Raw genomic sequence first — 1,342 nt, forward strand, 5'->3', positions numbered from 1 at the left:
TGGTTCTGTGCGTCAAGTTCAGCAAATTGGGGCGGCCGTTGGAGCTGGTCATGCGGCTTGGCGTAGGGCGAGCTTCTTGTGCTCGCGCAGGTCGTCCATGTTGATGTAGCGGTTGGCCTCCATCCAGTTCTCGTGGGTTTCGACGGCGAGGGCCCTGACCAGGCGAAGACAGCTCTCGGTATTTGGAAAGATGCGCACGACATAGGTACGCCGCCTGATCTCCTCGTTGAGCCGCTCCAGCATGTTGGTGCTCTTCAAGTGCTTGTGGTGCTGGCGTGGCAGGCGGAAGAAGGTGAGTGTCTGCTCGATGTTCTCCTCGACCCAGGCGGTGAGGCGAGGATAGCGACCCGACCATTTGGCCAGCCAGGCGGCGAGGTCGACCTTGGCCTCGGCAAGATCGCGGCGATCATAGAGCCATCTGAGCTCCTGCAGGCAATCGTCGCCATGCTTGCGCGGCAGGTGATCGAGCGCATTCCTGAGGAAGTGCACGTAGCAGCGCTGCCAGGCCGCCTCCGGGACGACCTCGCCGATCGCGGCAACGAGGCCGGCATGGTCATCGGAGACGACCAGTTCAACGCCCTTGAGCCCGCGGCCCTTGAGCGCGACGAGGAAGTCTTTCCAGGCCGAGCGGCTCTCGCGGCCGGCCATGTCGACGGCCAGGATCTGGCGCCGGCCGTCCCAGTCGATGCCGACCGCGATCAGCACCGCCTGGCTCATCACCACGCCGGCCTCGCGCACCTTCTCGTAGCGAGCGTCGAGGATGAGATAGGGGAACGGCTCATGAAGCGGGCGCTCGGCAAACGCCTTCAGGCTCTCGTCCAATCGCTTGTTGATGGCTGAGATCGCCGAGGCCGAGAAGGAATGGCCGCACAGCTCCTCGGTGATCGCCTTGACCTTCCTGGTCGACACGCCCTGCACGTACATCTCCGCCAGGGTCGTCACCAGCGCGCGCTCGGAGCGCTGGTAACGTTCGAACAGCTCGGTCGAGAAGTGCCCTTGCCGATCCTGCGGAACGCGCAGTTCCAGCTTGCCGACCCGGGTGATCAGCGTGCGGCCGTAATGGCCCGAGCGGTAGCCCAGCCGCTCCGGCGTGCGTCCGCCTTTGGAAGCACCGAGCGCCTCATCCATCTCAGCCTCGAGCACTTCCTGCAGGACGGCGCGGATCACCTCGCGCAGTCCGTCCGGACTCGACAGCAGAATGTCTTTGACGGCGGCGCTGGCGGACTTACCTTCTGTCTTGGTCATGGTGGCGTTCCTTGCAGGGAATCAGGTGACGTGAACATCACCAGCCTGCCATGACCGCCCTCTCTCAGCGAATTTGCAGAACTCTCAGCACACTACC

General features: G+C 63.8%; 1 protein-coding gene. It reads right to left on the reverse strand.

The annotated features are described in order from the left end of the window. Positions 1–48: 48 nt before the first annotated feature. A complete protein-coding gene (locus SAZ10_RS33505; protein ID WP_318613886.1) occupies positions 49–1,245 on the reverse strand; it encodes an IS256 family transposase in 1,197 nt (398 codons plus the stop codon). Positions 1,246–1,342 lie beyond the last annotated feature (97 nt).

This window comes from Mesorhizobium sp. BAC0120 (assembly GCF_033542235.1).
Classification (GTDB): domain Bacteria; phylum Pseudomonadota; class Alphaproteobacteria; order Rhizobiales; family Rhizobiaceae; genus JAWRCU01.

Excerpts from the sequence above, each read along its gene's own strand:
- SAZ10_RS33505 (WP_318613886.1), bottom strand. The coding sequence starts at position 1,245 with ATGACCAAGACAGAAGGTAAGTCCGCCAGCGCCGCCGTCAAAGACATT.